Source organism: Burkholderia sp. L-4 (genome assembly GCF_056856535.1).
The window spans coordinates 1,324,590-1,347,148 of sequence record NZ_JBXEOX010000002.1 but is presented as its reverse complement, the minus strand read 5'-3'; the positions used below and the strand labels follow the sequence as shown (position 1 = coordinate 1,347,148).

Below are 22,559 nucleotides of genomic sequence, written 5' to 3'. Positions count from 1 at the left end.
ATGACCACCCATCCCCGAACCGACACCGACCGTCCCATCGACATCGTCGCGCTGTGCGGCAGCCTCCGCGCGCAGTCGTACAACGCCGCGCTGCTCGATGCGGCCGCACTCGTCGCGCCGCGCGGCATGCGCATCGCGCGCTTCGATCGGCTCGGCGAATTCCCGTTGTTCAATCCCGATGCCGAATCTCCGTCGCCGGCCGCCGTGCGCGACCTGATCGATCGCCTGAACGCCGCCGACGGCGTGCTGATCGCAAGCCCGGAATACGCGCACGGCATCACCGGCGTGATGAAGAACGCGCTGGACTGGGTCGTGGGATGCGAGGCGGTCGTGTACAAACCGGTCGCGGTGTTGAATGCGTCGCCGCGCGCGACGCATGCGGACGCGGCGCTGCGCGAAACGCTGTCGGTGATGTCCGCACGCATCGTCGAGCGCGCGTCGATCGCGCTGCCGATCCTCGGCAGCCAGCTCGATGCGGCGGGCATCGCCGCTCATCCACCGTTCGCGGCGGCACTGGCCGAAGCGCTGCACGCACTCGGCACCGCGATTTCGGAAGGCGAGTCAACGCACTGACGCCGCGCATGCGGTGAAATTCACCGTAGTCCGAAACAATTGGACGTTGCGCCCGTCGACGGACGCAACGTCCGGCCCGGATCATCGTCCCCGATAGATCGGCCGGTCGGCGGTGATCGAGCCCGATTCACTCGTTGCCGTTTCCGCCATCCCGTATCCGCTGGTATCGGCCGTCGACGCACCGGTCGAGCCGATCTTCGTCAACGCTTCAGCCAGCCGTGCCGGGTAATGCGGATCTTCGCCGGTCTGGCGGTATCCGGCCGCGTGCAGTGCGGCCAGTTCGGCGGTAACCCCGGCACGCGTCACGGTGGATTCCGGCGCGGCCCATGCGGAAACGGAAGCGGCTGCGGCAACCGTCGCAAGAACATACAGAGCAAGCTTGTTCATTTGAACTCTCCTTGGCATCGACGATGTTGTCGACGGAGAGTGAGTCGCTCCACGCGGGCAAAGATGACACACGCCGACGGAAAAAATGGTTCGCCGTGTCGCGACACGGCCGTCACGCGGCTTGCCCGACCGAATCGGCGTGTTCAACGGAAAACCGGCCCGCTGTCAGATTTCACCGGCTCGCGCGACTACAGGGACGTGGCCGTGCGCCACCCTCTGTTCACGCTCAAAGGGTCCGATATGAAAACCGGAATCGGAATACTGATCGCGTCGCATCTCGCGACGGGCCTCGTGGCATTCGCCGCGGGCATCTACGTGCTGCCGATCCTGACGGCATCGGAAGGCGCGAGCGCCGTCGAACTGCAAGTGGCCGCGGAAAACGCACGCCATACCGGCCGCTTCGAACGCGGCCTGCCGGGCAGCGATGCGCTGCACTGGGCGGACGGCAAGCTGACGGTCACCGATACGTCGATCGCGTTCGAAGGCGACATCGCACCGGGGCCCGACTACAAGATCTATCTCGTGCCGGAATTCGTCGATACCAAGGCATCGTTCCTCGCGATCAAGGCGCGTGCCGCGCGCGTGGGCGACCTGAGGACATTCGGCAATTTCGTCGTGCCGCTGCCCGACGACGTGAATCCGGCGCAATACACGTCCGTCGTGATCTGGTGCGAACGCTTTTCGAAATTCATCAGCGCAGCGCGGTATCAACACGCGGCGGCCTCGGGCCGGCTGTCGATGTAACCGCCCCCCGCCGCGGCAGTGCGCGCCAGTGCGCTAGCGGCTCTTGCTCCGCGTGGTCTTCTTCACCGCCTTCGCGCGCGGCGCTTCCTTCTCGGGTTGCGCGCCGCCGCCGGCGAGATCCTCGAGCCACGCGAGCGCATCGACGTACGACAGGAACTGCTGCAGGTATTCCGGCGACAATTCGCGCATCGTTGCCAGCGACCGGTGCACGAGACTGTTCGAATTGAGCGGCCCCGCGTTGCGCGGCACCTGGTCGAGCGACTGGCGGTATTGCTGCTCCGTGCGGACTTTCGACCACATCGTGCGGAAGTAGTCGACCAGTTCGGGATCGAGCCCGCGCCGGTCGGCCTGCGCATCGCGCGCGAGCCGGTCGACGAGCGCCGCGAGCGCGCCACGCCGGGGCGCAACCGGTGCCGCGTCATCCGTGGCGCGCGTTTCCTCCGCCCGCGCGACGACTGCCGAATAGTCTTCGATCAACGCCGCCAGCCGCGCGTCGAGCAATGCACGCGCGTTTCCGCCGAGCGCGGCCACACGCCGTTCGAGCGCGTCGATCCGGTGGAAGCGGACGGGATCGAGCCGGTCGGCGCCCTGCTCGCGCCATGCGTCGAGCGTCGCGCGGACGTGCGTCGCGTCGTCCGTCACTTCGCCTCCCCTCCGTTCGATGCCGATTTGCGCGGCACCGGCGCGATCTCCACGCGGCGGTTCTTCGCGCGGCCTTCATCGTCCGCATTCGAGCTGACCGGCTGCTCCGAGCCGAATGCGGCGGCAAACACCGACGATGCCGGCACGCCGGCGTCGATCAGCGCACGCGTGACCGTCAACGCGCGCTTGGCCGACAGTTCCCAGTTGTCCGCGAACAGGCGGTTACCGGCGTGCACCTGCTGATCGTCCGCGAAGCCGCTGATCATCAGGATCTCGTCGCGCGTCTTCAGGTACGCGGCCAGCGGTGCGGCCAGCGACTTCAGCAGGTCGCGGCCCGCCGGCTGCAACTGGTCGGAATTCAGCGCGAACAGCACGCTGCCGCTGATGCCGATGCGCCCGTTCACGAGCGTCACGCGGCCGGCCGCGAGCGGCCCGGCGAGCGCCTGTTCGAGCGACTTGCGCTGCTGCGCCTCGAGCTGGCGCGCCCGCACGGCTTCCTCGAGCTTCGACGTCAACTGAAGCTGCATGCCGATCACGCCGACGAGGATCAGCACGAACGCGCCGAGCAGCACCGACATCAGGTCGGCGAACGCGGGCCAAACCGGCGCCGATTGCGCGCCGCCGTCGATTTCGTCGTGCATGCGTTACGCTCCGACGGGCGCGCGCCGGCCGGCGAGCTGCTGCAGGTCTTCGACGATCTGCTTCTGCGACATCATGCTCAGGTCGATCACCTCACGCGCCTGCGCGACGTAGTACTCGAGTTGCTCGTCGCTGCGCGCGAGCGACTTCTCGAGCGCGGCCTCGATGCGCTGCAGGTGGGTCAGCAGCTTGTCGTTCGATTCGCCGAACACCTGCACGGCCATCCCGAACGCATCGCCGAGGCTCGCCACCTCGACGGCGCCGGCCGTGACCTGCGCGGCCACCGAGTCGAGCTTGCGCGTTTCGGCATCGACGGTATCGTTGAAGCGTGCGCCGACGCGATCGAGCAGGTCGGCCGACGTGCTGACGAGCGCGTCGATCGCGGCGCGCTGTTCGGTCGATGCGTGGTTGACCGCGCCGAGCAGCGTTTCGAGCGTCGCGAGCAGGCGGCTGCGCTCCTCGAGCGTCGCGGTATCGCGCACCATGCTGTCGGACAGGCGCTGGCGCAGCTCGGCGACGACGTCGGCCGCGGCCTTCGGCGCCTCCGACGCGGCCTGCACGAGGCGCGCGATCTCGTTGATCGTGTCGCTCGCGTGCACCTGTGCCTGCGCGGTGATGTCGTTCGCGGTGCGGGCCAGCGTGTCGCAGATGTCCTGCTGGCGCGTCGCGGCTTGCGCGCTCGTCTGCGCCCATTCGTCGCGCAGTGCCGCCGCCATCGCGGCGAGCGAATCGTTCCAGGCGGACAGGCGGGCTTCGTCGCGTGCGGCGAGCTGCGATTGCAGACCGGCGTGCGACTCACGGATCGTCGTCAGCAAGTCGTTCGAACGCTGTTCGAACGTCGACGCCTGCGTGGCGAGCTCACGCGTCGTTTGCGCGAGCGCGTCGCAGATTTCCTGCTGGCGGCCGGCGCTGTGCACGCCCGCACGCTGCCAATCGTCGCCGAGCTTTGCGGCCATCGCGGCCAGCGAGTCGTTCCAGGTCGACAGACGCTCTTCGTCGCGTGCGGACAGTTGCGATTGAAGGCCCGTGTGCGACTCGCGGATCGTCGTCAGCAAATCGTTCGAGCGTTGTTCGAACGTCGACGCCTGCGTGGCGAGCTCACGCGTCGTTTGTGCGAGCGCGTCGCAGATTTCCTGCTGGCGGCCGGCGCTGTGCACGCCCGCACGTTGCCATTCGTCGCCGAGCTTCGCGGCCATCGCGGCCAGCGAGTCGTTCCACGCCGACAGACGCTCTTCGTCGCGTGCGGCCAGTTGCGATTGAAGGCCCGTGTGCGACTCGCGGATCGTCGTCAGCAAATCGTTCGAGCGTTGTTCGAACGTCGACGCCTGTGCGGTGAGGTCACGCGTCGTTTGCGCGAGTGCATCGCAGATTTCCTGCTGGCGGCCGGCGCTGTGCACACCCGCACGCTGCCATTCGTCGCCAAGCTTCGCGGCCATCGCGGCCAGCGAGTCGTTCCACGCCGACAGACGTTCTTCATCGCGTGCGGCCAGTTGCGATTGAAGGCCCGTGTGCGACTCGCGAATCGTCGTCAGCAAGTCGTTCGAGCGTTGTTCGAACGTCGAGGCCTGCGTGGTGAGCTCGCGCGTCGTTTGCGCGAGCGCGTCGCAGATTTCCTGCTGGCGGCCGGCGCTGTGCACACCCGCACGCTGCCATTCGTCGCCGAGCTTCGCGGCCAGCGCGGCCAGCGAATCGTTCCACGCCGACAGACGTTCTTCGTCGCGTGCGGCCAGTTGCGATTGCAGCCCGGCGTGCGACTCGCGCATCGCGGCGAGCGCCGCGCCCGAATGGCGCTCGAACGTCGCGGCGGCTTCGCCCAGCGCACGCGCATGCTGGCCGGCCAGCGTCTCGCCGACCTGCTCCTGGCGCGCCAGCGCATCGCGCCACGCATCCGACAGACGGCTTTCGGTCGATTCGAGGCGCGTCGCGACGCTGTCGAGCAGGTCCGACGAGCGCTGCGCGAAGGTATCGGTGAACTGGCCGAGCGTCGTCTGCAACTGACGCGCGACGGCGTCGCCCGCCTGACGTTGTTCGTCGATCGCGCGGTTCCAGACGGCCGTCACGTTGCCGGTGGTCTTCTCAAAGCCGTCCGTCAATCCGTCAAGCTGACGCTGCACGGCGCCCGTCACGGTGTCACGCAACGCGGCCATCTCCTGCGCGAGCCCCGTCATCGTCGCGGCGACGACCGGCTGCAACGCGGCGCCGGCCACGCGTGCGCTTTCGGCGGCGCTTTCCTTCAGCGCGTCGCCGACGTTCGATGCAAGGCCCGCATACGCGCGCTCGGTCCGGTCGAAAAATGCCTGCTGGCTTTCGAGCTGGCGATCGTGCAGCGCGACGCTGCGCGCTTCGAGCGTCGTCATCATCGTCTGCAGCCGGTCGACCAGCGCCGGCATCACGTCGGCCTGGCGCTGCAGCAGCCGGAACGATTCGTCGCGCTGATGCGCGGACGAATGCACGCGCAGCGTCGTCGCGGTCTTCGCGTCGAGCTGCTGGGCCGCGTCGATCCGCTCACGGCGCACGAGCGCGGACAGCAAGCCGAGCATCGCGGAGGTCGCGACGCCGGCGATCGACGTGCCGAATGCGAACCCGAGGCCCTTCACCGGCGCGATCAGCGATGCGCGGATCGCGTCGAGATCGGTCGCGCTTTCGAGCGCGGCGCCCGTGCCCTTCAGCGTGACGACCATGCCGAGCAACGTGCCGAGCATGCCGAGCAGCACGAGCAGGCCGACGAGGTACGGCGTGAGCGCCGGGCCCGGCAGCGCGACGCGCGCGCCTTCGACACGCGCACGCACCGCGCCGCGCAGGCCCGGGTGCAGCGTGTCGAGCCACGTGTCGAGCTTCGCGGGCGGCTCGGCCAGGCCGGCCACCGCGCGCGACAGCGTGGCGGTCGCCTGGCGGTAGCGCAGCAGTTCCCAGGCGCCGGCGACGTAGCACGCGCCGATCAGCAGCGTGACGGCCGACGCCAGCGGGTTCGACGCGACATAGCCGGCACCGATCCAGCCCACAGCGAGCAGACCGGCGACGAAGACAACGAGATCAAGGCGAATTCTGGACATAGCGTGTTGATTAGCAGGTGCGAAGGGCCGCGAGCAGCCCGTCTACCGTTTGAAACCGGACTTCGAGTTCGGCAAGCAGGATGCTTTGCATCTCGTCGCGAAACGTATCGAGCCATGTGCCGGGCACGATCGCCGCGACGGCCGTGGTGCCGGCCGCCGCGCCGTCATCGGCCGATCCGGCCGGGTCGGCGGCAGCAGCAGCAGCAGCAGCAGCAGCAGCAGCAGCAGCAGCAGCAGCGGATTCGGCGTCGGCCAGCGCCTGCCGTTCCGCGTCGCGCAACCGCGCGAAACGCGTGCCGAGCAGCGCGGGCACGGCCGACAGCAGGCTGCGCTCGCGCGCGCCGAGCACGCGCTCCATGATCGTGTCGAGCGTCGCGAGCCGCGCCATCCCGGACGAGCGCGCGGCGAGCGCGACCCGCAGGCGGCCGCGCAACTGGCCGATCGCGGTCTCCATATCCTGTTGCAGCGTCAGGTAACGCTGGCGGAAGTCCGCGAAATCGGCCGTATCGGCGGCCGGCGGCGGCAGGTCGCCGGGCCGGCGCCGCGCACGCGGCCGGTGGGTGGCCGTGATCGCCTGCGCGAGGTCGTGGCGCACGCGCGCGCAGTCGCGTTCCGCATCGTAGCCGCGCACGCCGGCCGCGACGCCCGGCGGGCTCGCGTTCAGCGCGGACGACAGCGTGATCGCGTCGGTCCAGCCGAGCCATTGGCTCAGCCGGTCGGACAACGTCTGCCGGGATTCCGCGACGTCGGCATCGGCCAGGCGCGCGAGCAGCCGGACGAGCGTCGGACCGCTCAGCGCCGGGCGCGGAGGTGCTTGCACCATGCTGCAAACCGTCAAAAAAGGCAGCAGTTTACACGCCGCCGGGAGGTCGACCGTCAGAATCGGGGAGGCGGCGCCCGTCGGCGCGCCGCGCGGCACGCGCGAACGCCCGCCACGCAAGGCTCGGCGGGCGGCGGAGGGCTCCGGGAGGCAAGTCGGCGGCGGCCCGGCGCGCGGCCGCGTCACGAGAAAAGGCAGGCGTTTCCGGCGACCCGATGCGCATTCGCGCGCCGGCCCCGGCGGTTCGCTCCGGCGGCCCGGCCGACGCATGGCCGGCCGCCGTGCGATGCGGATCGCGAATGAAAGGTCAGATCCCTGCTTTCGGCGCGTTCAGGATCAGCCGCAGCCCGAGCAGCGCGATCGCGCCGGCCGCGATGCGGTCGATCCACTTCTTCGCGCGCAGGTAGAGCTCGCGCGGCCGGCGCGTCGAGAAGCACAGCGCGACGAACGTGTACCAGCCGAATTCGACGGCGAACACGAGCGGCGGCAGCGCGAGATAGCACCACAGCGGCGGATGCTGCGGGAGCAGCGCCGCGAAGATGCTGCCGTACCAGATTGCCGTCTTCGGGTTGCTGAGCTGGGTCGTCAGGCCCGTCAGGAACGACTTGCGCGCGCTACCGCCGGCCAGCGCCTGCGGATCGTCCATCGCGATCGGCCGGTCGGCGCCGCGCCAGATCTTCGACGCCATGTAGATCAGGTACGCGCCGCCCGCGACCTTGAGGCCCACGTACAGCCATTCGACGGCCTGCAGCAGCGTGTAGAGCCCGGCCAGCGCGACGCCGCCGAACACGATGCCGCCGATACCCATGCCGAGCGCGGTGGCCAGCCCGTCGCGACGCGACAGCCCGATCGAATTGCGGGCCACCAGCACGAAACTCGGGCCCGGAATCATCGCACCGAGAAACAACGCGGCCAGGATGGCGAGTACGGCAGCCGATGCAGTCATCGAAGTCTCCTTGTTCAACGACGCCGTTTCGCCGGCGCCGGCGTGTCGTTTCCGACGGTCGAGCCGCCGATTCTGGCACGCTTCGCGCATGATCGAAAGCGGCTGCACGCTGCTATGCTGGCCCTCTTTACCGTCATCCCGCCCCTCCGCCATGATCGAGATCCGCGCTCCCCGTTGCGTTCAATTCGATGCCGGGCACCGAATTTCCCTAGCGCGCGCAGCAACCGGGCGACCGGTAACCCTTTCCGCCTTTTGATCCGACCTCCCGCCATGCGTGCTCTCCGCCTCGCTACCCTGATGCTCCCGCTGCTCGCGGGCCTGCCGGCCGCCGCCCGCGCCGCCGATGTGCCGAAGTCGATCGCCGCGCAACTGCCGCCCGGCTACCAGCCGCTGCTCGCGCAAGCCGGGCCGGATCTCGACCACGGGCGGCACAGCGTGCTCGTCGTCGTGCATCGCGCGGTCGATACGCGCGAACAGCCGTCGCCGCGCCCGCTGCTGATCTACGAGGAGCAGGCCGACCACACCTACCGGCTCGCCGCGCGCAACGACGTGGTCGTGCTGCGCGCGAACGAAGGCGGCCAGTGCGACCCGTTCGATCCCGAAGACGCCGCCGACAACGGCCTGTCGGTGAAGGGCCGCTATTTCACCGTGCAGAACTTCGTCGCGTGCGGGCAGCACTGGACCGACTACATCACGTTCCGCTACGACCCCCGTACGCGCGGCTGGCTGTTCTCGAACCAGATCGTCACCGAATCGTTCCCGCTCGACGACCAGCCTGACCGCGTCACCGTCACGCGCGCCGACACCCATCTGCCGGTGTCGTTCGGCCAGTGGAAGCGCAAGGACTGACGCGGGCGCACGCCAACAGGACTACCATAGGCGCTCGCCGTCGCGCGACCGTGCGCCGGCATCGCACGCGGCTCGCCCGCACGCGTTCCCTCGTCGCACCCGCACAGGAGGACGTCATGACGCAACACTTCGACGCGATCGTCATCGGCACCGGCCAGGCCGGCCCGCCGCTCGCCGCGCGGCTGTCGGCCGCCGGCATGAAGGTCGCGATCATCGAGCGCGGCCGCTTCGGCGGCACCTGCGTGAACACCGGCTGCATCCCGACCAAGACGCTGATCGCGAGCGCGTACGCCGCGCAGCTCGCACGGCGCGCCGGCGAATACGGCGTGTCGGTGGGCGGCCCCGTCACCGTCGACATGAAAGCCGTGAAGGCGCGCAAGGACCAGATCTCCGGCCGCTCGAACCACGGCGTCGAGCAATGGGTGCGCGGTCTCGCGAACACCACGGTGTTTCAGGGTCACGCCCGCTTCGAGCGCGCCGACGCCGTGCGCGTGGGCGACGAACTGCTCGAGGCCGGGCGCATCTTCATCAACGTCGGCGGCCGCGCGCAGGTGCCCGCGATGCCGGGCCTCGACTCGGTGCCGTACCTGACCAATTCGACGATGATGGATGTCGACTTCCTGCCCGAGCATCTGGTGATCGTCGGCGGCAGCTACGTCGGGCTCGAATTCGGCCAGATGTATCGCCGCTTCGGATCGCAGGTCACGATCGTCGAGAAAGGACCGCGGCTGATTCGCCGCGAGGACGAAGACGTGTCGCAGGCCGTGCGCGAGATTCTCGAGAACGAAGGGATCGACGTGCAGCTCGACGCGAACTGCCTGAGCGCGCGACGCGATGGCGAAGGCATCGTGGTCGGCCTCGATTGTTCGGGCGGCGGCCGCGAAGTCGCGGGCTCGCACCTGCTGCTCGCGGTCGGGCGCGTGCCGAACACCGACGATCTCGGGCTCGACCGCGCGGGCGTCGGCACCGATGCGCGCGGCTACATCGCCGTCGACGAGCAACTGCGCACGAACGTGCCGGGCATCTGGGCGCTCGGCGACTGCAACGGTCGCGGCGCGTTCACGCACACCGCGTACAACGACTACGAGATCGTCGCGGCGAACCTGCTCGACGACGATCCGCGCAAGGTGTCCGACCGCATCACGGCCTACGCGATGTACATCGACCCGCCGCTCGGCCGCGTCGGCATGACGCTCGCGGAAGCGAAACAGACGGGCCGCCGGCTGCTGGTCGGCACGCGCCCGATGACGCGCGTCGGCCGTGCAGTCGAGAAAGGCGAAAGCCAGGGCTTCATGAAGGTGATCGTCGACGCGGACAGCCATGCGATCCTCGGCGCCTCGATCCTCGGCGTGACCGGCGACGAAGTCGTGCACGGCATGCTCGACGTGATGGCCGCCGGCGCGCCGTACACGACGATCAGCCGCGCGATGCATATCCATCCGACCGTGTCGGAACTCGTGCCGACGCTGCTGCAGGACCTGCATCCGGTCGAATGACGCGCGGCGCGCGGGGCTTATCAGCTTTCGAAATACCGCGGCCGGTCGATATCGGACAGCAGCCCCGGCTGCGCGGGTACCCAGTCGAGCGATGCGCGCGTGCGCTCGCTGGTTGCCGGCGCATCCATTCCGGCAAACATCGCGAACCAGCCGAAGTGCTCGGCGGCCTCGGCCGGCGACTTCGCGACGACCGGCACGTTCAGCCGGCGGCCGATTACCTCGGCGATTGCCCGGAACGGCACGCCCGTATCGTCGACCGCGTGATAACGCGCGCCGGCCGCGCCGCGCTCGACCGCGAGCCGGTACACGCGCGCCGCGTCGAGCCGGTGCACGGCCGGCCAGCGGTTCGCGCCGTCGCCGATGAACGCCGACGCGCCCTTCTCCCGCGCAAACGCGATCAGGCGCGGCACGAACGCGTGATCGCCGTCGCCGTGCACGGACGGCGGCAGGCGCACGACCGACGCATGCACGCCGCGTGCCTCCAGCGCGACCGCGGTCGCTTCGGACGCACGCGGATAGGTCGGCGACACCGGCACGTGCGGATCATCCTCGGTCGCCGCGCGGCCGGGCGCGACGAGCGCGAGCCCCGACGTGACAACCAGCGGCCGCGCCGAGCCCGCGAGCACCGCGCCAATCGTCTCGATCGCGCGGCGGTCGAGTTCGCAGTTCTGCGCGAAGCGCGAGAAGTCGTGATTGAATCCCGTGTGGATCACCGCGTCGGCGCGTTCGGCGCCGCGCGTCAGGCTGTCGAGATCCTCGAGCGACCCGCGATGCACGTCGGCGCCCGCGGCCGCCACCGCCGCGGCCGCCGCATCGGACCGCGCGAGGCCGAGCACCGAATGCCCGGCGGCAACCAGTTCGGCGACGACGGCCGAGCCGACGAACCCCGACGCTCCAGTAACAAAGACACGCATGTTCAGCACCTCCGGATGGAATGGAGGCTTACTATCTGTCGAACGCCGCACACGGTGAAGTCGTGACGGTTTACCGGTAAACGAACTAACAGGATATGGCTGACGCCCCCGACAACCTGCTCGGCGCGTACCTGCGGGACCGCCGCGAGAAACTCGACCCGGCCGCGCTCGGGCTGCCGGCCACGCGCCGCCGCACGCCGGGGCTGCGGCGCGAGGAAGTCGCGCAGCGCGCGCACGTGAGCGCCGCGTGGTACACGTGGCTCGAACAGGGGCGCGGCGGCGCGCCGTCGGCCGACGTGCTCGACCGGCTCGCCCGCGCGCTGATGCTGAACGAAGCCGAACGCGAGCACCTGTTCCTGATCGGCGTCGGCCATCCGCCCGAAGTGCGTTATCACGCGCCGGCCAGCGTGACGCCGCGCCTGCAGCACGTGCTCGATTCGCTCGACGCGAGCCCCGCGATCGTGCGCTCGGCGACCTGGGACGTCGTCGCGTGGAACGACGCGGCGGCCGCGACGCTGACCGACTACGCGACGCTGCCGCCCGCCGCGCGCAACATCCTGCGGCTGATCTTCGTCGACGCGGGCGTACGCCACGCCCAGCCGAACTGGGAGCGCGTCGCGCGGTTCGCGGTCGGCGCGTTTCGCGCGGACGTCGCGCGCAGCGGTGCGACGCAGGCCGTGCAGGTGTTCGTCGACGAGATGCGCGCGACGAGCGCCGAATTCGACGCGATGTGGCGCGACCACGATATCCATACGCACGACGAAAGCACGAAGGAGATCCGCCACCCGCAGGCCGGCCGGATCGCGCTCGAATATTCCGCGTTCTCGGTGACCGGCCGCCCCGACCTGAGCCTCGTGATCTTCACGCCCGTGACGCCGGCGGACCGCGCGCGCATCCGGGCACTCGTCGCGGCCCGCGAACGGGCGCGTGCGTTGCCGGTGTCCGCGGCATGACGGCAAGCGGCAAGCAGCCGCCTCCTCTTCAGTCCGCGTCGAATCACCGCGATCCGCACTGATTCCCGGACGAATATTTGATTTTCTCCTCCCGCGGATCGCACCGGATGCCGCTCGACGTTCGATCACGGAAACGGCGCGACATGCCCGAGCGCACGCGCGACGCGCGGCTTCAACGCGCGCCGCCGGCCTCCTCCAGCATCCATGCCGCGAACGCCCGTACCGGCCCCTCGCTCAATTCGAGCGGCTCCGGCAGCACGAGACAGAAGGTCTTGGTCACCGCCTGCCCGTCGGGCCAGGGCGCGACCAGGCGGCCCTGCTCGAGCTCCGCCGCGATGTAAAGGCGCGGCACCAAGGCCACCCCCAGGCCGGCCAGCGCCGCCTCGATCAGCATCGAATGGAGATCGTACCGGGGGCCGATCGCCGAATTGGTCAGCGCGATGCCGGACGCTTCCGCATACGTCTGCCAGGCATCGGGATTCTGCCGCCGGTGAAGGCGCGGCAGCGCATCCAGCGACGGGCGCTTTCCCGCGCCCTTCAGGAGCGCCGGACTGCAGACCGGCACCAGCACTTCCTCCAGCAGAGGATGCAGGTGCATGCCGGCCCATGCCGGATGGTCGAAATGAATGGCGGCGTCGAAACCGCTGCCCGCGAGCAGGAACGGGTCCATCCGCTCGGCGATATGCACGGTGATGTTCGGGTGCCGCTCCTGAAACCGCTTCAGCCGGGGAATCAGCCAGCGCGTGGCGAAGGTCGGGATCGCGGCGACATCGATACTCGCGCCCTCGACGGGCTGCCCCATCAGATACAGGCTGTCCCGTTCCAGCCGGTCCAGGATCGCGCGCACCTGCGCCGCGTATCGCGTGCCGTTCGGCGCCAGCTTCACCCGGTTTCCCACGCGCTCGAACAACGTCACGCCCAGAAACGCCTCCAGCCGGCCGATCTGGCGGCTGATCGCGCCTTCGGTGCGGGCCAGCTCGTCGGCCGCGCGGGCGAAGCTCCCGTGCCGGGCCGCCGCCTCGAAAGCCAGGAGCGCGGAATTGCTGGGAATCTTGCGTCGCATGGGGATCTCGTCGATGGGAGGGATTCGACACCAGCTTGAGCAAACATCACTGAAGTCTGACTTTTTGTCGTTATTTACCGTGCAAACATCAGCTTAGCATTACGTCACCGCACTGAATACCGCGTGTTCACCACACGATACCCCTCCGTGACGAAGGACGATCCGATGATCTACACCGTGGAATGCAGCTTCGCCGACCGCGACAGCGAAGCCGAATGGAACGACTTTTACAGCCTCGAAAAGCTGCCCGCCCTCATCTCGGTAACGGGGTTTCACTCGTCGCAGCGCTTCAAGGCGATCGGCGACGGCTGCCCCGTCTACCTGGCCGTGCACACGATCGACGGTCTCGACGTGCTGACCGGGGACGAATATCGCCGGAAAGGCGGCGGCAATTTCGCGCGATGGCAGCAGCACATCACCGACTGGCACCGCAATCTGTACAGCGATATCGGTGTCGCACCCGCCGTCGCTGCCGACCAACTGCTCGTGCTGGGCGAGCGCGGCCCCGAGCCGCTGATCCGCATGGGACTGGCGCCGCTGGCCATGCAGGCCGTCGCGCTGGAGCAGTGTCCGGCGCGCCGCTGGCTCGCCGTCGTGCCGCGGCGCGACGCCGCGCCGGCCGGGTACGCCGCGGCCGGCCTTCATCTTTACGCACCGATCACCGCTCAGCTGACCCACGCAGGCGAACCATGCCGAACGTGACGCTCCATATTCAGGCGGAACGCCTGCCGTCCGACGATGACCTCGCCGCGCTGTGCGGCGACTGCGTCGCGCTTTGCACGGATGTTCTCCACGCGAAACTCGAAAACGTTCACGTGATCTTCATCGCGGTTCGGCACGGATACGGGCATCCCGCATACGCGGAAATCCAGTATCGCGTCGACGCGTTTCGCCAACCCGCGATCATGAACCGGTTCATGGAAGCGCTCGATCACGCGATCGTTCGCCGTACCGGCCTGTCGGCGCGCATCCGCTGTTTCGGCCATGCCGCACCGAATATTCATGCACGAAACTAGCTTGCCTGGAGCAGCCTTGTGTCCACCGTTACCTTTCCCTTTCAGCAAGTCGGCGACTTCACGGTCACGGCGATCAGCGACGGCTACCTGACCGCCAGCCTCGATTTCCTGTCGAATATCGACACGGCCGAGGCGTCCCGGATGCAGCGCGACGCCGGGCAGCAGGAACCGTCCGCCATTCACATCAACTGCTACGTGATACGCGGCGCGGGCCGCACGATCCTCGTCGACGCCGGGGCCGGCGGCATCCGGCAATGGGGCGGTCGCCTGATTCCCAACCTGTTGCTGGCCGGCATCGACCCGGCCGTGATCGACACGATCCTGCTCACGCACGCGCATCCCGACCATGTCGGCGGACTGATGAATGCCGCCGGCCACGTGACCTTCCCGCAGGCGGAGCTGGTTGTACATCGGCGCGAAGTCGGCTTCTGGCAGGACGACGCCAATCTGAGCCGTGCCAGCGAGCGGGCCCGCGGCAACTTCCTGATCGCGCGTCAGGTATTCGACGGCTATCGCGACAGGCTGCGTATGTTCGATGAAGGCGAAGTGCTGCCCGGCATCCGCGCGATGCCGCTACCGGGGCATACGGACGGGCACACGGGATACGTCGTCGAATCCGGCGATCGGGGCCTGCTCGTGTGGGGGGATATCGTGCATTTCCCGCACATCCAGATCAGGCGGCCCGACGTGTCGATCGCCTTCGATCAGGACGCGACCGAGGCCGCAACCACACGATCTCGGCTGCTGGACCGGGTCAGCGCGGAGGGGTTGCTGATCGCCGGCATGCATTTGGGAGAAGCGGGGTTCGCACGCGTCACGCGAACAAAAGGGGGATACGGCCTGCTTGACGAGACCGATGCGTGAGATCGCGAACGGAGACGGTCACATCCGGCGCGCGGATCCGCGGTCATGACGCCCGCCGCGATCCGCGCGTGGCGCGCGGCCGGACACTAAGCCGCGCGTTGCAACAGATCCGCCGCGAACGACTGCGCATGCGCGACGGCTTCCTGCGGGTCGCCGAACACGCCGAGCTGATCCCAGTGCTCTTCGGCCGCGAATGTGCCCTTCACCGCGAGCGCGCGCTGGACGCTCAATTGCGCCGCATACGTGCCGTCGTCCAGCGGCCGGGCCGTCGCGACGACCTTGTGCGGCGGGCTCGCCCGCTCAGGCTGAACCAGCTCGGCGTGGCCCACCACCGTGCCGATATCCATCAACTCGTTCCTGGCCTTGCAGTCCGGGCAGTAGAAACACCACCCCGCGTCCTCCTGACGGGCCTTGACCTGCCCCCGCGCCAGCACGGCACGACATTCAACGTTTTCGCAGATGAACGGCATCGCAGCGTCTCCGAAGTTGTTTGACGGAAATCCTAGCATGTCCGTCGGCGGTCAACCATCGGCATGTTTGCCGCGCCGCTCGGGCACGCGCCAGCGTCTTTCGCGTTGCCGCGCCGCGCGTCGGCGGCGTGTTGAACCGGCGCGCGCACTCGCGCCTGGACCGGGACGGTTTTCGTACCCGACACCGAATCCCGCCGCCGCATCGTCGGAGAATCGCTCGCCGAGCATGGCCGCATCGACGTCGTCGTCAACAACGCGGGCCCGATGCCGCTCGCGATACACTGTCCGCCCGACCACCGAAGCGAGAAACTTCCGATGTTGATCCGCGTTGCGACACTGGCCGATGCAGCCGCGCTTGCCGACCTGAAGCGCGAGACGTTTCGCGAAACCTTTCTGCAGGACGGTTTCGGCATCGATTATCCGCCGGACGACCTTGCCGCGTACGAGGCGCGCAGCTACTCGGTCGAAACGATCAGCGCGCAACTCGTCGACCCGCAATGCCGCACGTGGGTGGCCGAAAACGACGACGGCACGCTGGTCGGCTACGCACATGCGGGGCCGTGCAAACTCCCGCATCCGGAAGTCGCGGACGGTTCGGGCGAGATACATCAAATCTACCTTCGCCGCGGTATCCAGGGCACCGGCGCCGGACGCGCGCTGTTCGACGCCGCGCTGCACTATCTCGCCGAGACGCGGCCCGGCCCGGTATGGCTGGGCGTGTGGTCCGGCAACGCGAAGGCCATCGCGTTCTACGAGAAGGCGGGTTTCCGGCAGGTCGGCACGTACCATTTCCAGGTCGGTGAATCGACCGACCTCGAATACATCTACCGCCGCTGACCAGCGCCCTCGCATGACAACCGCGCCCCGCCCGCAAACGGCGGGGCGCTTCGCGTTTCGCGTAAACGTTTCGTCGCACCTTGCCGGCTGCGCGGCCATCGATGGCGCTGTCAACGACGTATTTCCCTCGTTGCGGGCCGAACGGCACGATTTGAGGGTTCTCGGTAAAATACGCCTCTCCGCGTTTCCGAGTTTCCGCGCTGTCATGCATCGAATTGGATTCTTCATTTGCCGCGGCTACGATGCACTCGACCTTGGCGGCCCGTTGTCGGCCTTCAATCAGGTGGCCACGGCGGCCGGCCATACGCCGTACGACCTTCATGTGATCTCGCCATCGGGCGGCCCGATTCCCGGCAATACGGGCCTTGCGATCGACACGAAACCGATCGGCAGGCGCACGTTCGACACCGTCGTGTTCGTGGGCGGCGACATCGCGCCGATGCAGACATCGGACAATATCGCCGCCGCCAGAAAACTGGCCGCCAGGACACCGCGGGTCGCCAGCGTGTGCACGGGCGCGTTTCTGCTCGCGGAAACCGGCTCGCTGGACGGCTTGAGGGCCGCGACGCACTGGCGATACGCCGCGCTGATGCAGTCGCGCTTCCCTCGCATCAAGGTCGACGGCGACAGCATCTATGTCGTGGACGGCCGCGTCTGGACGTCGGCGGGCATCGCCTCCGGCATCGACCTGGCGCTCGGCATCATTGAAAAGGACATGGGTGCGGAGATTGCACGCGCGGTCTCCAGGCTGCTGGTCGTTCCGTATCGACGACCCGGCGGGCAATCCCAGTTCTCCGCGATGTCGCAGATGGAACCGGAATCGGATCGCATCCGCATCGCGCTGAATTTCGCGCGGGAACATCTGGCGGAAGCATTGCCTGTCGAACGGCTGGCCGAGGCCGCGCGCTTGAGCTTGCGGCAGTTCGGCCGCGCCTTTCGCCGGGAAACCGGCGAAACGCCCGCGAAGGCGGTCGAGCGCTTGCGCGTCGAAGCCGCGCGGCTGCGCCTCCAGGGAGGCAGCGAACCGATCGAACAGATTGCGCTGGCGGTGGGATTCACCGATCCCGAACGGATGCGGCGGGCCTTCATCAAACTGCATGGGCACCCGCCGCAAGCGATTCGACGCGAGAGCCGGTCGAACGCAGCACGCTGATCGACCGCCTGGCCGCTCAGCGCGCTACGGGTTCGACGTCACTTCAACCGGCTGGTGGCGCATCGGTACGCGACGCGCCCTGTCGCCGGACCTTCAATGGCCGTCGGTCTTGACGGGCGCGTAATCGCTCCACATGTCGCGATGCAGCTTCCACGCGCCGCCCTGCTTCAGAAAGACGAGCGTCTGCTTCGCGCGGATCTTGAGCTTGCCGTCGTGGTCGCGCACCTCCGCATCCGACACTTCCGTCACGGCCCGATCGCTACCGTAAAACTCGTAGTTGCTGAACGAGACGGTGCCGGGTTTCGATCCGGCATACCCGTTCAAGAAATATTCGACGATCGCGCGGCGCCCCGTGACCTTGTCGCCGCCGGGCGGCAGGAGCGCGCCGTCGTCGGTATAGAGGCGGCCGATCGCTTCATAGTCCCCTCGCGCGAAGGCGTCGGCCCAGCGCGCGTTTTCGGCCTTGATGGCCGCTTCGGGCAGACGTTGCGAACCGCCGGCAACAGCCGGCGCCGTGAATGCGAAAAGGGATACGCACGCTGCAAGCGCGGCTGTACAAAAACGAATTCGTTGCATCGAGTGATTTCCGGTTTGGGCTTGAATTGAAGCGGTTGCCCGATTGGGCGGTGGCGCAGGCAGCGTCGCCTGCGTCTTCATTGACGCCGGCGAATGGCATCGCAAACATGGGCCGAGGCGTTCAACGAACGCCCGGGATGCGCGCGAGCCCCCTGGATGCGCCGGGCAGTTCCTTGTCGACCATCGCGATCACTTCCGGTCGCGCGTCCCTCGGATGACCGGAATGGAACGGCGGAGCGGGATCGTATTCGATCACGAGCTGCGTGAATTCGGCGGCCCGTTGGCCGCGCAGCTTCGCGGCCACGCGCAGCGCGAAGTCGATGCCCGCCGTCACGCCGCCGCCGCTCATGAAGCGGCCGTCGTCGTCTTCGACGAAGCGCTCGGGAACGGGAATGGCGCCGTACTCGGCCAGCTTGTTGACGAACGCCCAATGACACGCGCTGCGCTTGCCGTTGAGCACGCCCGTCGCGGCAAGCACGAGCGATCCGTTGCAGACCGACGTCACGTGTTTCGCGCCTTGCGCCAGACGCCGGATCTGCGCCTGGTACGCCGGGCGCATCGGCGCGCTCAAATCGGACCCGCCGGGAACCAGAATCACGTCGGTCTTCTCGATATCGGCCAGCCGCTCGGTATTGCCGTACACGACGCCGAATTCGAGCGTCACGTTGCCGCCGTCGAGGCTCGCGTAGCGCACGTTCGTATTCGGCAGCCGGTGGAAAATCTCGCTCGGGCCCGCGAAATCGAGAAGCGTCCCTCCGTCGTAATTGACGATCAGGATATTGAGCGGTTCGTTCGGCGCGAGTACGCCGTCGCCGCCGGCCTGCGCGAGCGCGGGCGTGGCGTGTCCGAACAACGCCCCGCCGCCCAGCGCGGCGCCGAGCGCGGCGGCGCCACCCAGCCTGAGCGCATCGCGGCGCGAACGGCCGGCACGCGTGAGTTGATTGACGGACGCCTCGTTATCGCTACTGTCGGTCAAGATGATTTCTCCTTGCACTGCGGCCCCCTGCGAGCGCACCCAGGACGGGCCGGATTGAACAACCGCCACGACGCAAGACGTGGCGGGCGTGAGATCGGATGGTGAATGCGCCGCGATGACGTGTCGGGCTCCGGCATCGCGCGCCGCGGCCTTAAAGCTGCGACGCACCGCCATCGACGACCAGTTCGGTGCCGACGACGTAGGACGATTCGTCGCTGGCCAGATAGAGCGCCGCGTAGGCGATGTCCTCGGCCTTGCCCATGCGGCCGACCGGAATCGCTTCGGCGAACTCGGCCTTGCGGTCGCGCACCCATTCGTCGGGCATGCCCCATTTGGAGAGCAGCGGCGTGTCGATCGCACCGGGCGCGATCGCGTTGAAGCGGATCTTCCGGTCGAGAAACTCGTAGGACCAGCTGCGGGCAAGCGAGCGCACGGCGGCCTTCGCGGCCGCGGTCAACGAGATGCCATGCTTGCCGGTCTGCGCGACGAACGAAGTATTGAGGATGACGGACGATCCTTCCCGCAAGTGCGGCAGCACCGCCTGAAGCGTGAACACCACGCCCTTGACGTTGATGTCCATGATCTGGTCGTAGAGCGTGTCGTCGATGTCGTTGACCGCGGACGGAAACGCCCAGCCGGCATTGGCGAACACGATATCCAGGCCGCCGAACCTTTCCTTGACGTCGGCGGCGATCGCCCGCATGTCGTCGAGCGAACGGACGTCGCCCTTGAGGACGATCGCCTGCTCGCCGAGCTCGGCCTTCACGCGTTCAAACACGGTATCGTCGCGGCCGGTCACCGCCACGCGGGCGCCTTGCGCAACGAACAGCTTCGCGGTGGCGAGACCGATGCCGCTGGTTCCGCCCGTGATCAACGCCGTCTTGTTCTTGAGCCTCATCTTCCGTTCCTTTTCATGTCGTGATTGATCGGGCCGAAAGCGCGAAACGCCATCGCGTTCGTGCGCGGTTCCCGGCTTGACCGTCCACTGCAGTATGGAACGCGACGCCCATGGCGCAAAGGTCGTATAACCCTCGAAAAACGCCACTCGATCGGAACGGGCGACGGATCGGGATTTTTCATTTCCGGCGCCTCGGTTGCGCTACGATGCGCTTCATCCTCGACTCAGCGGAAAGACATGAGCACTCGATCCCTCAACGCACGCGCCGTGGTCATTGCCCTTTTCACGATCGCCGGCGCCCCGCTCGCCGCCGGCGCAACGTCGCCCCTGGAAGTCGGCGCGCCGAGCTACGACACCTACAAGTCGTGGTTGGTCGCCTGCGACAACGGCCTGACCTGCGAAGCGAAGGGTTTCGCGCGCGGCGGCGAAACCGGCGCGGACTTGCGCTTCATTCGCGCGGCCGGACCGAACGGCGCGCTCGAAGCGCGGGTGAGCGTGGCCACCGACACCCGTGACGATCTCGGCGATCTGCGGATTGACGGCGCGCCGCTGCAACTGGACGAGTCGGCCTGGCATATCAAGGTCGACCACACCAACAACATCGCAACCCTGTCGACCACACGGCCGGCCGCCGTCGCCGCGTTCGTCTCCCGGCTTCGCAACGGCGCGAAGCTCGCGCTCGGATCGGATGCCAGCACCTATCTTCCGCTCGACGGCATGGTCGCCGCCCTCTTGCGCATCGACGAGCGGCAGGGGCGCGCCGGCGGCGCGACCGCATTGATCCGCAAAGGCGCGGCGCCCGCGTCGCAGGTCCCGCCCGCGCCGCCGCTGCCGGTCGTGCCGGCGCGGAAGATCGCCGCGCAGCTGTCCGCGCAGGAGGAAAAGAGCTTGATCGCGCGCACGAAACGTGTCCGGGATGCCAGCACGTGCGAAGAGAATGCGTCGAAGTATCTCGAAGAGGCGGCGTATGCGCTCGACGCCAGAACGGCGCTGGTTTTTCTTCCCTGCATTCAAGGCGCGTACCAGGGATCGTCGGACGTGTTCATCGCCCCGCGCACCGGTGGCGGAGCGCCGGAGCCCGTCAAGCTGAGCGATGCAGAGGGCGGCGCGTCGGACGCCTTGCTGTTCGAACCGAACTTCGATCCCGCTACCGGCACCCTGTCGACTTTCGGCAAAGGACGCGGGCTGACCGATTGCGGGTTTCGGGCCGAATGGATCTGGGATGGCCAGGCCTTTCGCATGTCGTCCGCGGCCCGGCAGGAGACGTGCGGCGGTGTCGCGCCCGGCGACTGGCCCACGCTCTATCGGTCGCGAAGGCAGTAACGCCACGCTCGCCCGCGACGACGCGCGGCCGCCGACCATCGTCGTGCATACGTCGGCCGCGTTCGCGGAACACGTCACGCGATAGACAGGCATGTTCATCGGCATCATGCGCGGCCGGAACAGGTCGACGAGGACAATCGTCGACGAACCCGCACAGCGTCACCGTCGACTGCGCGTGCGCGGCACCGGCCCGCTGGACAACGCACGCTTTGATCGGACGTGAATGGCGCGCGTCGGCAAGCCGACGAAACGGCGACGCGCGACGTGCGTTAGACGGTTTTCCCCGACAGCCCGTGCATCGGCCGCCGCAACGCGGCGTCGAACGGATTGGTACGCGGGCCGATCGCGTCGGCCTGGCGCCGCAGCAGTTCGACGACCATCGGCATGCGGTCGTCGCCGAGGCGCGACGCGAGCGTGCCGACGCTCAACGCGCCGACCGGATAACCGGTGCGATCGAGGATCGGCACCGCGACGCCAGCCATCCCGTCGAGCACGCCGCTGTTGCGGCCCGCGTAGCCGAGTTGCCGCACGCGTTCGATCTCGGTGCGCAGGTACACCTCGTCGAGCACGCCGTAGCCGCGAATGCGCGGCACGTTGAAGCGGATCACTTCCTCGCGTTCGGCTTCGGGCAGGAACGCGAGGATCGCGAGGCTGCCTTGCCCGACGCCGAGCGCGATGCGTCCGCCGATGTCGCCGGTAAACGAGCGGATCGGAAACGGCCCTTCGCACAGGTCGAGACACACGGCGTCGAAGCCGCTCTTCACGAGCAGGAAGATGGTCTCGCCGAGGCTCGCGCACAGCCTCAGCAGCGCGGGACGGCACAGCGTGCGCATGCTGCTCGGGTTGCCGGCCTGCGCGGCGAGCGCGAAGAAGTCGACGCTCAGCCGGTACAGCTTCGACTGCTCGTCCTGTTCGACCATCCCTTCGGCGATCAGCGATTGCAGGATCCGGTGCGCGGTGCCCTGCGTGAGCCCGACGGCCTTCGCCAGATGCGTGACGCGCACGCCATCCTGCTGCATGCCGGCCAGCGCGCGCAGGATCGCGAACGCGCGCTGCAGCATGCCGGTGCCCGGCGCGCCGGCCGCATCGGCGGTGTCCACGTCCGGGCGCGGCGCGCGTGCGGCCGGCGACGTTCCGGTCGAATGGGGTTCCTGCATGCCGGCTCTCCTCGATGATTTCACTGAACGGAATATGGTAGCCGTCATTGTCGTCCCGCCGAAATTCCACGGGCATCCGGGTGTGCACGGGATTGACGCGCGCGTTTCGCGGTTCGGCCACACGTCACCCAACGGAACGATTCGCACGCGATTTCGCCATCCGTTCCATTCAACGGAATTTTTCCGAAATTCCTCCCGTTCAGCAGAATT

Annotated in this window: 24 protein-coding genes; 11 read left to right on the top strand and 13 right to left on the bottom strand. The window is 68.1% G+C overall.

Features of this window, described 5'->3' with window-relative positions; all coding sequences use genetic code 11:
- The gene (locus tag AC1VVG_RS22965; protein WP_069704531.1) at positions 1-573 is read left to right on the top strand and encodes an NADPH-dependent FMN reductase; all 573 of its coding nucleotides are present in this window, start codon (positions 1-3) and stop codon (positions 571-573) included.
- 81 nt (positions 574-654) lie between these two features.
- On the opposite strand, the gene AC1VVG_RS22960 is transcribed toward AC1VVG_RS22965, so the two are convergent.
- Entirely contained in the window at positions 655-960 is a 306-nt protein-coding gene (locus tag AC1VVG_RS22960) for a DUF4148 domain-containing protein (protein WP_034188275.1), read from the bottom strand.
- Positions 961-1,200: 240 nt separating this feature from the next.
- Here AC1VVG_RS22960 and AC1VVG_RS22955 point away from each other — a divergent pair, with 240 nt between their 5' ends.
- Entirely contained in the window at positions 1,201-1,704 is a 504-nt protein-coding gene (locus tag AC1VVG_RS22955) for a DM13 domain-containing protein (protein WP_034188276.1), read from the top strand.
- A gap of 33 nt (positions 1,705-1,737) precedes the next feature.
- Here the strand turns inward: AC1VVG_RS22955 and AC1VVG_RS22950 are convergent, their stop codons facing one another.
- The 5 genes from AC1VVG_RS22950 to AC1VVG_RS22930 all read right to left on the bottom strand — a co-directional run bounded on the left by AC1VVG_RS22950 (position 1,738) and on the right by AC1VVG_RS22930 (position 7,804).
- Positions 1,738-2,346, bottom strand: a complete 609-nt coding sequence (locus AC1VVG_RS22950; RefSeq protein WP_069704530.1) for a DUF2894 domain-containing protein — start codon at positions 2,344-2,346, stop codon at positions 1,738-1,740.
- Positions 2,343-2,987: an OmpA family protein gene (locus AC1VVG_RS22945; protein WP_482836361.1), complete on the bottom strand. Its 645-nt coding sequence runs from the start codon at positions 2,985-2,987 to the stop codon at positions 2,343-2,345. Before AC1VVG_RS22945 ends, AC1VVG_RS22950 begins: the two co-directional genes overlap by 4 nt.
- A gap of 3 nt (positions 2,988-2,990) precedes the next feature.
- On the bottom strand, positions 2,991-6,038 hold the full coding sequence (locus AC1VVG_RS22940; protein WP_482836359.1) for a DUF802 domain-containing protein: 3,048 nt from the start codon (positions 6,036-6,038) through the stop codon (positions 2,991-2,993).
- A gap of 10 nt (positions 6,039-6,048) precedes the next feature.
- Positions 6,049-6,861 (bottom strand): DUF3348 domain-containing protein, encoded by an 813-nt coding sequence (locus tag AC1VVG_RS22935; protein WP_482836358.1) that lies wholly within the window; start codon positions 6,859-6,861, stop codon positions 6,049-6,051.
- 304 nt (positions 6,862-7,165) lie between these two features.
- The gene (locus tag AC1VVG_RS22930) at positions 7,166-7,804 is read right to left on the bottom strand and encodes a LysE family translocator (RefSeq protein WP_034188585.1); all 639 of its coding nucleotides are present in this window, start codon (positions 7,802-7,804) and stop codon (positions 7,166-7,168) included.
- Positions 7,805-8,074: 270 nt separating this feature from the next.
- Between AC1VVG_RS22930 and AC1VVG_RS22925 the strand changes: the two genes are divergently transcribed.
- Complete coding sequence (locus tag AC1VVG_RS22925; protein WP_482836356.1) at positions 8,075-8,653, top strand: hypothetical protein; 579 nt, start codon at positions 8,075-8,077, stop codon at positions 8,651-8,653.
- A 116-nt stretch (positions 8,654-8,769) separates the two neighbouring features.
- Positions 8,770-10,149 carry an FAD-containing oxidoreductase gene (locus AC1VVG_RS22920; protein WP_034188282.1) on the top strand — a complete coding sequence of 460 codons (1,380 nt, stop codon included), beginning with the start codon at positions 8,770-8,772 and terminating at the stop codon, positions 10,147-10,149.
- A gap of 20 nt (positions 10,150-10,169) precedes the next feature.
- Here AC1VVG_RS22920 and AC1VVG_RS22915 read toward each other — a convergent pair whose 3' ends face one another.
- Entirely contained in the window at positions 10,170-11,063 is an 894-nt protein-coding gene (locus tag AC1VVG_RS22915) for an SDR family oxidoreductase (RefSeq protein WP_482836354.1), read from the bottom strand.
- Positions 11,064-11,158: 95 nt separating this feature from the next.
- Here AC1VVG_RS22915 and AC1VVG_RS22910 point away from each other — a divergent pair, with 95 nt between their 5' ends.
- Positions 11,159-12,016 (top strand): helix-turn-helix transcriptional regulator, encoded by an 858-nt coding sequence (locus AC1VVG_RS22910; protein ID WP_482836353.1) that lies wholly within the window; start codon positions 11,159-11,161, stop codon positions 12,014-12,016.
- Positions 12,017-12,188: 172 nt separating this feature from the next.
- On the opposite strand, the gene AC1VVG_RS22905 is transcribed toward AC1VVG_RS22910, so the two are convergent.
- The gene (locus AC1VVG_RS22905; RefSeq protein WP_482836351.1) at positions 12,189-13,079 is read right to left on the bottom strand and encodes a LysR substrate-binding domain-containing protein; all 891 of its coding nucleotides are present in this window, start codon (positions 13,077-13,079) and stop codon (positions 12,189-12,191) included.
- Between the two features lie 165 nt (positions 13,080-13,244).
- Here AC1VVG_RS22905 and AC1VVG_RS22900 point away from each other — a divergent pair, with 165 nt between their 5' ends.
- Genes AC1VVG_RS22900 through AC1VVG_RS22890 form a run of 3 tightly spaced genes read left to right on the top strand, consistent with a single transcriptional unit; the run spans position 13,245 to position 14,959 of the window.
- On the top strand, positions 13,245-13,781 hold the full coding sequence (locus tag AC1VVG_RS22900; protein WP_049030906.1) for a hypothetical protein: 537 nt from the start codon (positions 13,245-13,247) through the stop codon (positions 13,779-13,781).
- On the top strand, positions 13,769-14,095 hold the full coding sequence (locus AC1VVG_RS22895) for a hypothetical protein (protein ID WP_343726290.1): 327 nt from the start codon (positions 13,769-13,771) through the stop codon (positions 14,093-14,095). Before AC1VVG_RS22900 ends, AC1VVG_RS22895 begins: the two co-directional genes overlap by 13 nt.
- 18 nt (positions 14,096-14,113) lie before the next feature.
- A complete protein-coding gene (locus AC1VVG_RS22890; protein ID WP_069704525.1) occupies positions 14,114-14,959 on the top strand; it encodes an MBL fold metallo-hydrolase in 846 nt (281 codons plus the stop codon).
- 86 nt (positions 14,960-15,045) lie between these two features.
- Here AC1VVG_RS22890 and AC1VVG_RS22885 read toward each other — a convergent pair whose 3' ends face one another.
- Positions 15,046-15,429 (bottom strand): hypothetical protein, encoded by a 384-nt coding sequence (locus AC1VVG_RS22885; protein WP_034188287.1) that lies wholly within the window; start codon positions 15,427-15,429, stop codon positions 15,046-15,048.
- Positions 15,430-15,744: 315 nt separating this feature from the next.
- Between AC1VVG_RS22885 and AC1VVG_RS22880 the strand changes: the two genes are divergently transcribed.
- Together AC1VVG_RS22880 and AC1VVG_RS22875 are read left to right on the top strand one after the other, a co-directional pair.
- A complete protein-coding gene (locus AC1VVG_RS22880) occupies positions 15,745-16,266 on the top strand; it encodes a GNAT family N-acetyltransferase (protein ID WP_069704598.1) in 522 nt (173 codons plus the stop codon).
- A 205-nt stretch (positions 16,267-16,471) separates the two neighbouring features.
- A complete protein-coding gene (locus AC1VVG_RS22875; protein WP_034188288.1) occupies positions 16,472-17,419 on the top strand; it encodes a GlxA family transcriptional regulator in 948 nt (315 codons plus the stop codon).
- Positions 17,420-17,512: 93 nt separating this feature from the next.
- Here the strand turns inward: AC1VVG_RS22875 and AC1VVG_RS22870 are convergent, their stop codons facing one another.
- The 3 genes from AC1VVG_RS22870 to AC1VVG_RS22860 form a co-directional block, all read right to left on the bottom strand.
- Positions 17,513-17,995 carry a YybH family protein gene (locus tag AC1VVG_RS22870; protein WP_034188289.1) on the bottom strand — a complete coding sequence of 161 codons (483 nt, stop codon included), beginning with the start codon at positions 17,993-17,995 and terminating at the stop codon, positions 17,513-17,515.
- 121 nt (positions 17,996-18,116) lie between these two features.
- Entirely contained in the window at positions 18,117-18,971 is an 855-nt protein-coding gene (locus tag AC1VVG_RS22865) for a DJ-1/PfpI family protein (protein WP_059559583.1), read from the bottom strand.
- A 151-nt stretch (positions 18,972-19,122) separates the two neighbouring features.
- Positions 19,123-19,869 carry a glucose 1-dehydrogenase gene (locus AC1VVG_RS22860; protein WP_482836349.1) on the bottom strand — a complete coding sequence of 249 codons (747 nt, stop codon included), beginning with the start codon at positions 19,867-19,869 and terminating at the stop codon, positions 19,123-19,125.
- Positions 19,870-20,106: 237 nt separating this feature from the next.
- On the opposite strand from AC1VVG_RS22860, the gene AC1VVG_RS22855 reads away from it, so the two are divergent.
- A complete protein-coding gene (locus AC1VVG_RS22855; RefSeq protein WP_482836348.1) occupies positions 20,107-21,192 on the top strand; it encodes a DUF1176 domain-containing protein in 1,086 nt (361 codons plus the stop codon).
- Positions 21,193-21,461: 269 nt separating this feature from the next.
- Here AC1VVG_RS22855 and AC1VVG_RS22850 read toward each other — a convergent pair whose 3' ends face one another.
- Complete coding sequence (locus AC1VVG_RS22850) at positions 21,462-22,349, bottom strand: IclR family transcriptional regulator (RefSeq protein ID WP_034188293.1); 888 nt, start codon at positions 22,347-22,349, stop codon at positions 21,462-21,464.
- Positions 22,350-22,559 lie beyond the last annotated feature (210 nt).

Coding starts and splice junctions, on each gene's coding strand:
- AC1VVG_RS22965 (WP_069704531.1), top strand. CDS start 1: ATGACCACCCATCCCCGAACCGACACCGACCGTCCCATCGACATCGTC.
- AC1VVG_RS22960 (WP_034188275.1), bottom strand. CDS start 960: ATGAACAAGCTTGCTCTGTATGTTCTTGCGACGGTTGCCGCAGCCGCT.
- AC1VVG_RS22955 (WP_034188276.1), top strand. CDS start 1,201: ATGAAAACCGGAATCGGAATACTGATCGCGTCGCATCTCGCGACGGGC.
- AC1VVG_RS22945 (WP_482836361.1), bottom strand. CDS start 2,987: ATGCACGACGAAATCGACGGCGGCGCGCAATCGGCGCCGGTTTGGCCC.
- AC1VVG_RS22940 (WP_482836359.1), bottom strand. CDS start 6,038: ATGTCCAGAATTCGCCTTGATCTCGTTGTCTTCGTCGCCGGTCTGCTC.
- AC1VVG_RS22935 (WP_482836358.1), bottom strand. CDS start 6,861: ATGGTGCAAGCACCTCCGCGCCCGGCGCTGAGCGGTCCGACGCTCGTC.
- AC1VVG_RS22930 (WP_034188585.1), bottom strand. CDS start 7,804: ATGACTGCATCGGCTGCCGTACTCGCCATCCTGGCCGCGTTGTTTCTC.
- AC1VVG_RS22925 (WP_482836356.1), top strand. CDS start 8,075: ATGCGTGCTCTCCGCCTCGCTACCCTGATGCTCCCGCTGCTCGCGGGC.
- AC1VVG_RS22920 (WP_034188282.1), top strand. CDS start 8,770: ATGACGCAACACTTCGACGCGATCGTCATCGGCACCGGCCAGGCCGGC.
- AC1VVG_RS22915 (WP_482836354.1), bottom strand. CDS start 11,063: ATGCGTGTCTTTGTTACTGGAGCGTCGGGGTTCGTCGGCTCGGCCGTC.
- AC1VVG_RS22910 (WP_482836353.1), top strand. CDS start 11,159: ATGGCTGACGCCCCCGACAACCTGCTCGGCGCGTACCTGCGGGACCGC.
- AC1VVG_RS22905 (WP_482836351.1), bottom strand. CDS start 13,079: ATGCGACGCAAGATTCCCAGCAATTCCGCGCTCCTGGCTTTCGAGGCG.
- AC1VVG_RS22900 (WP_049030906.1), top strand. CDS start 13,245: ATGATCTACACCGTGGAATGCAGCTTCGCCGACCGCGACAGCGAAGCC.
- AC1VVG_RS22895 (WP_343726290.1), top strand. CDS start 13,769: ATGCCGAACGTGACGCTCCATATTCAGGCGGAACGCCTGCCGTCCGAC.
- AC1VVG_RS22885 (WP_034188287.1), bottom strand. CDS start 15,429: ATGCCGTTCATCTGCGAAAACGTTGAATGTCGTGCCGTGCTGGCGCGG.
- AC1VVG_RS22880 (WP_069704598.1), top strand. CDS start 15,745: ATGTTGATCCGCGTTGCGACACTGGCCGATGCAGCCGCGCTTGCCGAC.
- AC1VVG_RS22875 (WP_034188288.1), top strand. CDS start 16,472: ATGCATCGAATTGGATTCTTCATTTGCCGCGGCTACGATGCACTCGAC.
- AC1VVG_RS22870 (WP_034188289.1), bottom strand. CDS start 17,995: ATGCAACGAATTCGTTTTTGTACAGCCGCGCTTGCAGCGTGCGTATCC.
- AC1VVG_RS22860 (WP_482836349.1), bottom strand. CDS start 19,869: ATGAGGCTCAAGAACAAGACGGCGTTGATCACGGGCGGAACCAGCGGC.
- AC1VVG_RS22855 (WP_482836348.1), top strand. CDS start 20,107: ATGAGCACTCGATCCCTCAACGCACGCGCCGTGGTCATTGCCCTTTTC.
- AC1VVG_RS22850 (WP_034188293.1), bottom strand. CDS start 22,349: ATGCAGGAACCCCATTCGACCGGAACGTCGCCGGCCGCACGCGCGCCG.